At 57.9% G+C, this 2,787-nt stretch carries 3 protein-coding genes; 2 read left to right on the top strand and 1 reads right to left on the bottom strand.

Annotation, left to right across the window (positions count from 1 at the left end):
* Together SV253_01340 and SV253_01335 are read left to right on the top strand one after the other, a co-directional pair.
* The coding region (locus SV253_01340; protein ID MDY6774728.1) for an MFS transporter at positions 1 to 1,215 on the top strand (1,215 nt) is incomplete at its 5' end.
* A 1-nt stretch (position 1,216) separates the two neighbouring features.
* Entirely contained in the window at positions 1,217 to 2,023 is an 807-nt protein-coding gene (locus tag SV253_01335; protein MDY6774727.1) for an ion transporter, read from the top strand.
* Between the two features lie 6 nt (positions 2,024 to 2,029).
* On the opposite strand, the gene SV253_01330 is transcribed toward SV253_01335, so the two are convergent.
* Positions 2,030 to 2,787, bottom strand: a 758-nt coding sequence (locus SV253_01330; protein MDY6774726.1) for a rhodanese-like domain-containing protein, incomplete at its 5' end; no start/stop codon positions are given.

The following is a 2,787-nucleotide window of genomic DNA, read 5'->3' as shown; positions in this document are numbered from 1 at the left end:
GGAATGATCGCGGGGAACTGGATCTGGGGTGCGTACGCCGACACGAACGGCAGGAAGAAGGCGTTCGAGTGGACAGTTCTCTTCTACTCCGTCTTTACGGGTCTGACGGCTCTGGCGACGGGTTTCTACTCGGGCTTCGGACTGCGTTTCCTCACGGGCGTCGGACTCGGGGGTGCTCTCGCCGTCGACACCTCCTACCTCTCCGAACATCTCCCGACACAGGAGAGAGGTAAGTACGTGGTCTACCTCGACGCCTTCTGGCCCCTCGGTAACCTCCTAGCCGTCGTCCTCGCGTGGTTTTTCCTCTCGGTGGTCTCATCGGGCGGTATGGTAGACGTACCCGTCTTTGGAGAGGTCGCTAACTGGAGAGTCCTGTTCGCCGCGGCGTCGTTCCCCGCTCTCACCGTATTCGTGATAAGGAGAGGACTCAGCGAGACGCCGTACTACCTCGCTCTCAAGGGTGAGATAGAAGCCGCGAACGACCGTATACGTGAGATAGCCGAGGAAAACGGAGAGGAGTTCACACCCATCTCGGCGGAGGAGGTCAGAGAGACTCGGTCGCCCGGCTTCTCACGTCTCTTCGAGTCGGATCTGAGGAAACAGACTGCGATGATCACGACGGCGTGGTTCGGCGTAAACCTCGGCTACTACGGAGTCTTCATCTGGCTTCCGAGTACGGTAGGAGCCGCGGGAGTCGTCGGCAACGTGACAGTCGGTGGTCTTACCTTCGAGAGCATATACCTCTACTTCGTCCTGATCGCAGTCGTCCAGTTCCCCGGCTACTTCAGCGCGGCGTACCTAGTCGAGAGGATAGGACGGAAGCCGACGCTCGGATCGTACCTCGTCCTCTCGGGTGTCTTTACGTTCGTCTTCGCAGTCTCGATGCCCGACGTCTCCTTCTTCGGTATAGGTGCCGAGTCGAGCCTGAGTAGCTTCATAGCGGGTCTCCTCGGCGCGAGCTTCTTCGCTCTCGGAGCCTGGGGAGCGATATACGCCTACACTCCCGAGCTCTTCCCTACGGAGGCACGTGCGACGGGCAACGGCTTCGCGGGGGGAGTCGGAAAGATAGGAGCGGTCATAGGCCCCATACTCGCAGGCGTACTCGTCGGACGGGGATACCTCGTCGCACTCGCGCCCTTAGCGGCGTCGTTCGTTTTAGGCGGCGTCGTCGTACTGCTTTTCGGACGTGAGACGAAGGGGGAGCCATTATTCTGAGATGACGGCGGAAACAGATCTAAGGCAGACGGTTCATTTCTACCTCCACGACAGGGACACTCGTCTCGGAAAAGCGATAGATCTGGGTATAATACTCCTCAACGCAGTCTTCGTCGTCGTCTATGTCGCCGAGACGTACACGTCGGGGTTCTGGGCGAGCCTACTCTGGGATATAGAGGTCGGCATAACCCTCGTCTTCGTCGTCGAGTACGTCGCACGTATCTACTCAGCCGACGACAGGCTGAGACAGACATACGACGTCTACTCCGTGATAGACCTAGTATCTATACTCCCGACATTACTCATACTCGTCTTCTCGACGACGGCTGTCGCGGGTCTGAGCTTCCTGAGAGTCCTCCGTGTCCTCAGGATATTCCGTTTCCTGCGTTTCTTGGAGGACGAGAAGTTCTTCTTCGGAACCGTCACGGAGGAGTCTCTCCGGGGTGCGCGTCTCCTCACCACCGTCTTCATAATATTCTTCGTGACAGCCGGCTTCTTCTATGCCTTCGAGAACACCGTCAACCCCGAGGTGAACACATTCGGTGACAGCCTCTACTTCACGGTTGTCGCGCTCTCAACTGTCGGATTCGGGGACATAGTTCCGACGACACGTCTCGGAAGGCTGACGGCTGTCTTAGGAATTACTGCGGGGATAATCTTCATACCGTGGCAGGCGAGCCGTATAATAAGAACGTGGACCCACGAGGGAAAGGTCTCAAAGCCGTGTCCCGACTGCGGTACGGAGTACCACGACCCCGACGCAGTCTACTGCCGGGTCTGTGGAGCGGAGATCGAGTCGGACGGCTAAATGGAGTTACTCCTCGACGGGTAAGCCGGTGTCCCTCCAGCCGTCTACGCCGCCTTGTATGTTGACTACGTCCTCGAAGCCGTTCCTCGCGAGTATCTGTGCCGCCTTAGCACTCCTCCCGCCCTTCTTACAGTAGACTACGACACGGTTCGACTCTATCTCACCGAGTCTGTCACGTACCTCGTCGTGGGGTATGACGTAGTCGGTTCCGGGTATTCGGTAGTCGTCATGCTCGGCTTGGGTTCGTACGTCGATCAGTTCGTATCCTCCCGAATCAAGGATACGGTCGGCTTCCTCGGGGGTCGCCTCAGTGAAGTCACCGCCTCTGAACTCGAACTCATTGACTAGGTTACGGAGGCTCTCAGTTCTGTTAGAGAGATTATTTGTCGACTCGGCGACCTCAGAGATCGTCTCTGTCTGTCTCTGTGACGCCGACCTGACGTTTTTCGCCTCCGCAGCCGTCTCCTCGCTTATGCTCGCGACGTCGTCGACCATCGAGACGACCTCCTGAGTCGAGTCCGCCTGGTCGTCGGTCGCGTCGGAGATCTCCTGTACCCCGGTGTTGGTCTCCTCGACGTTCTCGACGACATCCTCAAATGCTTCGAGTGCGTCGTTTACTGTGTCGACACCCGTTGTGATTCGATCCTTGACCTCGTCTATCTCCTCGACGGTGACGTCGGTCTGGCTCTGTACGTCGTCTATGAGGCTCTCTATAGTATTTGGAGCGAGAGTACCACGGGTCACCTGACCCGTGGGTGAATCGC

The sequence above is a fragment of the Candidatus Afararchaeum irisae genome (assembly GCA_034190545.1).
GTDB classification, from domain to species: Archaea; Halobacteriota; Halobacteria; order Halobacteriales; family Afararchaeaceae; genus Afararchaeum; species Afararchaeum irisae.
The sequence above is the reverse complement of the archived record's forward strand: the minus strand, read 5'-3'. Positions and strand labels throughout refer to the sequence as shown.